A 5,268-nucleotide genomic window follows, 5' to 3' on the forward strand; every position below is an offset into this window, starting at 1 on the left:
GTGTATCAGTGATGAATGTATCAACTGACACTCCGCATTCGCGAGCAAGCCCGCTCCCACATTTGGTTCTGCGTCCGACGTACTATTTCCAGCGGTCAGCGGCACTGTGGTCGCTGCTGCGCCCTTCCACCCAACGCGGCCCTTCACTGGTGTGCTCTTTCTTCCAGAACGGCGCCCGCGTCTTCAGGTAGTCCATCACAAACGCACAGGCATCGAACGCCGCCTGGCGATGGGCACTGGCGACTCCGACAAACACAATCGGCTCACCCGGTTCGAGCGCGCCGATGCGATGCAGCACTTCCAGCTTGAGCAACGGCCAGCGCTGCTCAGCCTCGACCGCGATCTTGGCCAAGGCCTTTTCGGTCATGCCCGGATAGTGCTCCAGGAACATCCCTGCCACGTCCAGGCCATCGTTGAAGTCACGCACATAGCCGACAAAACTCACCACAGCGCCCACGCCCACATTGGCCGCGTGCATGGCATTCACCTCATAACCCGGATCAAACGCCTGGGCCTGCACTCGAATGGCCATGCTCAGCCTCCGGTCACCGGTGGGAAGAATGCCACTTCGTCACCTGCCTGCACCGGCTCATCAAGGCCGCACAACTCTTCGTTGCGCGCGCACATCAGGCTGGTCTCGTTGAGTACGGCAAACTCCGGGTCACTGGCCAACGCGAGGCGTACAGCGTCGACGGTGGCGAAATCACCTTCCACTTCCAGCGAATCAAAGCCCACCGCCTCGGCGTAACGCGCAAAAAACAATACGTTGATGCTCATACCTGGTCCGCCTTGAAGTGCCCGCTCTTGCCGCCAAGCTTTTCCAGCAGGCGGATGCTTTCGATGGTCATGCCCCGGTCCACGGCCTTGCACATGTCGTAGATGGTCAATGCCGCGACGCTGGCGGCGGTGAGGGCTTCCATTTCCACGCCGGTCTGCCCGGAGAGCTTGCAGCGCGCCAGGATGTGCACCGAGTCTGCGCCATCGGCGCTCAGTTCGACCTTGACGCCCGTCAACATCAGCGGGTGGCACAGTGGGATCAGATCACTGGTTTTTTTCGCCGCCTGGATCCCGGCGATGCGGGCCACGGCAAACACGTCCCCCTTGGGATGGGCGCCGTCGACAATCATTTGCAGGGTCTCGGGCAGCATGCGCACCCGGGCTTCGGCTACGGCTTCACGGAACGTCACGGACTTGTCGGTGACGTCGACCATGTGGGCGCGACCTTGGGAATCGAGATGAGTCAGCACAGGGATACTCCTGATCAGGAGCAGCGATTGTAAACCTTACACACAATAAATGTGGGAGCTGGCTTGTGTGGGAGCTGGCTTGCCTGCGATGCAGGCACCTCGGTGGATCAGGAAAACCGAGGTGATGCTATCGCAGGCAAGCCAGCTCCCACATTGACCGCGTTTATAGATGAGATTCGGCGTATTCAGCCAAGATCGAACGTGGAACCCCTTGCAGCGCAATGTGCACGCCGTTCGGGAAATCCTTGAAGCGTTCCGTCAGGTAGGTCAGCCCGGAGCTGGTCGCGGACAGGTAAGGGGTGTCGATCTGTGCCAGGTTGCCCAGGCACACCACTTTGGAACCGGCGCCGGCACGGGTGATGATGGTTTTCATCTGGTGCGGCGTGAGGTTCTGGCATTCATCGATCAAGATCAGGCTTTGCTGGAAGCTGCGGCCCCGGATGTAGTTGAGGGATTTGAACTGCAACGGCACTTTGCTGAGGATGTAGTCGACGCTGCCATGGGTGTTTTCATCATCCATGTGCAAGGCTTCGAGGTTGTCGGTGATCGCCCCCAGCCACGGCTCCATTTTTTCCGCCTCGGTGCCGGGCAGGAAGCCGATTTCCTGGTCCAGGCCCTGCACGCTGCGGGTGGCGATGATGCGGCGATAGCGCTTGGTCACCATGGTCTGCTCGATGGCGGCAGCCAGGGCGAGGATGGTTTTGCCGGAACCGGCGGCGCCCGTCAGGTTGACCAGGTGGATGTCCGGGTCGAGCAGCGCGTACAGCGCCAGGCTCTGGTAGATGTCACGCGGTTTCAGGCCCCAGGCTTCCTGGTGCAACAGGGGTTCCTGATGCAGGTCGAGGATCAGCAGCTTGTCGACCTGGATCTCTTTGATCCAGCCCACGAAGCCCTGTTCATCGACGATGAATTCATTGATATGCACCGCCGGCAGGTTTTCGATCAGTTGCACCTGGTGCCAGGTGCGGCCATGGTCCTGGCGGGTTTCGACCTTGCTGACGCGGTCCCAGAACGAGCCGGTAATCATGTGATAACCACGGGACAGCATCGACACGTCATCAACCAGTTGGTCGGTGCTGTAGTCCTCGGCCGCGATCCCACACGCACGGGCCTTGAGGCGCATATTGATGTCTTTGGTCACCAGCACCACGCGCAGGTCCTTGTCACGCGCGTGCAGGTCGATCAATTGGTTGATGATCTTGTTGTCGTTGAGGTTTTCCGGCAGCAGGCTATTGGGCTCGCTGCGCTTGCTCATCAGGATCGACAGCAAGCCCTTGGGCCCGCTTTTGCCACGCTGGATCGGTACGCCCACCTCGACGTCTTCCGGCGACGCTTCGCCCAGCGTCTTGTCGATCAGGCGGATCGCCTGGCGGCATTCGGCGGCCACGCTATGGTGCCCGCTTTTGAGTTTGTCGAGTTCCTCAAGCACGATCATCGGGATGGCGACGTGGTGTTCTTCGAAGTTGAGCAGTGCGTTTGGATCGTGGATCAATACGTTGGTATCAAGCACATAAAGGATTGGCTGGTCGGAAGAAGGGGTGCGTCCATGATCATCCATACTCGGTCACCTTTTGTGGGAGCCAGTCGACGCAATACCTGGGCGGTGCTGCGCCTCGATTCGACCACCGAATGCACCTGAGGGACGTCAAGTGCATGCCCACATGAGGAGTCTGGAAAGACGCCACCTGTGTTGCAGGTTTCGGCGATCTGACTTCGTAATACCGCAAAACATGTGACAGGAAAAAGCACTTTGACGCTTTTTTGAAGTTTATTTTTCAGGATGACGAATAGCACTAGCCGAGTGCCATGCACCCCGTTAAAGTCGGAAGTCCGCCTGCATCGATTTGTCGCACAAAATCACCCCTTAAATGCCCCGAACCCAACAGGGCCGGGCACTTCAGCGAAACGCCTCGCGGCAGTCCTGCCAACCCAAGCCACTCTGTGCCGTCGCCTGCATCAACTGCGGTAAAGCGACCCGCGCCTTGTCCTGGGTGTCGTGAAACACAATCACCCCTTTGCGCCACAGCAACATCAGCGTCAACACCCGCTGCGCCGACTCATCGGCCTTGAGCTTGCCCGGCTCGTCTTGGGAATCGATGTCCCACAACGCCACCTGCAAGCCCTGGGACTGGAAGAAACCCTGGCTGTCGGCGCGACGCTGGCCGTACGGCGGGCGGAACAGCGGCACATAGTTTTCCGGCATCAGGTTCTGCGCCAGCGAGGCGCTGCGGGTGATCGAACTCTGCCAATCAACCCAGTGACTGTGGGAACGGTACTGCCAGCCCTGGGTGCCCACGCACTGGCCCTGGTACAACGCCTGCACATCGGCGGCGGAACTGCGCTCCACCCGCGTTTGCAAGCTGCTGCCGAGGACAAAGAAGGTGGCGTTCATCTTTTGCTTGCGCAGGTAGTCGGCGAGCCAATCGGTGTTGCCACTGACCGGCGCGGGGCCACCGTCAAACGTCAGCAGGAACAAGCGGTCGTTGAATTCATCGCCATTGCGCTCATGGTCACCGAAGCGCGCGATTTCGCTGCTGATCTGCGGGAACAGCGCGGCCTTGCGCAGCAGTTCGTCCAGATAACGTTCGTGAAAGGCATGGCTGGGAGCCGCCCAACCTATATAGAAAGAATTCTCGCTGACCTCGAACTTGCCGGCCTGCTCGCGCAAGTCGTCCATGTTCTCCACCAGGTAGCAGAACGAGGCGTCCTCTTCACAGCTCTGCTGGGCGAAGGTGTAGTTCTCCAGCAGGCGCTGCCAGAGCTGGCGGCGCAAGTCGTCGATGGCGGCCAGATTGACGATCTTCAAGCCCAGGCGCTGTTTGAGGGCGCTTTCATCCTGGGCTTCGCTGGCCAGCAGGCTGTGGGCGAACATGAGGATTTCTGCGCGCGAGGCCACATCGAACAGCGCCGGGCTGCTGAGTTTTTCCGGCCAGGTGCCACGGTCCAGGCTGGCCACATCTGCCGGGGCGGCCTGGACATTCAGGCATAGCAGGCATGCCGACAATAAAAGCGCTATTCGCACGCAGGGTCTTCCTCTCCAGAGTTACCGCCCATCATAGCGGATCATGCCTATCGCCATCATAGGTGGAGTCAAACCGCCCAAGCCCCTAGAATCCCCGCACGATTTAAGGAGACGACTTCATGCTGACGGTGATTTCCCCCGCCAAGACCCTCGATTTCGAGACCGCGCCTGCCACCGCGCGCTTTACCCAGCCGCAGTACCTGGACCATTCCCAGGTACTGATCGAGCAACTGCGCGAACTCAGCCCGGCGCAGATCAGCGAGCTGATGCACGTCTCCGACAAGATCGGCGGCCTCAACGCCGCGCGCTTCGGCAGCTGGACCCCAGCGTTCACCCCGGCCAACGCCAAGCAGGCGCTGCTGGCGTTCAAGGGTGACGTGTACACCGGCCTGAATGCCCAGACCTTCAGCGACGCCGACTTCAGCTACGCCCAGGACCACCTGCGCATGCTCTCCGGCCTCTACGGCCTGCTGCGCCCCCTGGACCTGATGATGCCGTATCGCCTGGAAATGGGCACCAAGCTGGCCAACGCCCGTGGCAAGGACCTCTACGCCTTCTGGGGCACGCGCATCAGCGAATGGCTGAACGAGGCCCTGGCCGAGCAAGGTGACGACGTGCTGCTGAACCTGGCGTCCAACGAGTACTTCTCGGCCGTCAAGCGCACAGCCCTGAACGCGCGGATCATCAACACCGAGTTCAAGGACTTGAAGAACGGCCAGTACAAGATCATCAGCTTCTACGCGAAGAAGGCCCGGGGCATGATGAGCCGCTTTGTGATTGAAGAACGTATCAGCGACCCGGCCAGGCTCAAGGAATTCGATGTGCAGGGTTATCGCTTCAATGCGGAGCAGTCCAAGCCGGACAAGCTGGTGTTTTTGCGCGATCACGCACCGGAATAACGCCAAACCCGCCTCTTGCAGGCAATGAGATCCAAATGTGGGAGCGGGCTTGCTCGCGAATGCGGCGTGTCAGTCGATAGATTCTTATCTGATCCACCGC

The 5,268-nt window shown here is 60.0% G+C and carries 6 protein-coding genes; 1 reads left to right on the forward strand and 5 read right to left on the reverse strand.

Translation table 11 applies throughout. The features are described from left to right. Positions 1–82 precede the first annotated feature (82 nt). From moaE to NUV89_RS27225, 5 genes are all read right to left on the reverse strand, one after another. A complete protein-coding gene (gene moaE, locus NUV89_RS27205; RefSeq protein WP_257783747.1) occupies positions 83–532 on the reverse strand; it encodes a molybdopterin synthase catalytic subunit MoaE in 450 nt (149 codons plus the stop codon). A gap of 2 nt (positions 533–534) precedes the next feature. After that, positions 535–777 carry a molybdopterin converting factor subunit 1 gene (moaD, locus tag NUV89_RS27210; RefSeq protein ID WP_049709886.1) on the reverse strand — a complete coding sequence of 81 codons (243 nt, stop codon included), beginning with the start codon at positions 775–777 and terminating at the stop codon, positions 535–537. Further along, complete coding sequence (gene moaC, locus NUV89_RS27215) at positions 774–1,247, reverse strand: cyclic pyranopterin monophosphate synthase MoaC (RefSeq protein ID WP_257783748.1); 474 nt, start codon at positions 1,245–1,247, stop codon at positions 774–776. Before moaC ends, moaD begins: the two co-directional genes overlap by 4 nt. 163 nt (positions 1,248–1,410) lie before the next feature. Next, positions 1,411–2,805, reverse strand: coding sequence for a PhoH family protein (locus NUV89_RS27220; RefSeq protein ID WP_207039993.1), 1,395 nt, complete (start codon positions 2,803–2,805; stop codon positions 1,411–1,413). A gap of 339 nt (positions 2,806–3,144) precedes the next feature. Continuing rightward, on the reverse strand, positions 3,145–4,269 hold the full coding sequence (locus tag NUV89_RS27225; RefSeq protein WP_257783749.1) for a polysaccharide deacetylase family protein: 1,125 nt from the start codon (positions 4,267–4,269) through the stop codon (positions 3,145–3,147). Positions 4,270–4,388: 119 nt separating this feature from the next. On the opposite strand from NUV89_RS27225, the gene yaaA reads away from it, so the two are divergent. Further along, positions 4,389–5,168 carry a peroxide stress protein YaaA gene (gene yaaA, locus NUV89_RS27230; protein WP_257783750.1) on the forward strand — a complete coding sequence of 260 codons (780 nt, stop codon included), beginning with the start codon at positions 4,389–4,391 and terminating at the stop codon, positions 5,166–5,168. Positions 5,169–5,268: the final 100 nt, after the last annotated feature.

The organism is Pseudomonas sp. 18.1.10 (assembly GCF_024655625.1).
GTDB lineage: Bacteria > Pseudomonadota > Gammaproteobacteria > Pseudomonadales > Pseudomonadaceae > Aquipseudomonas.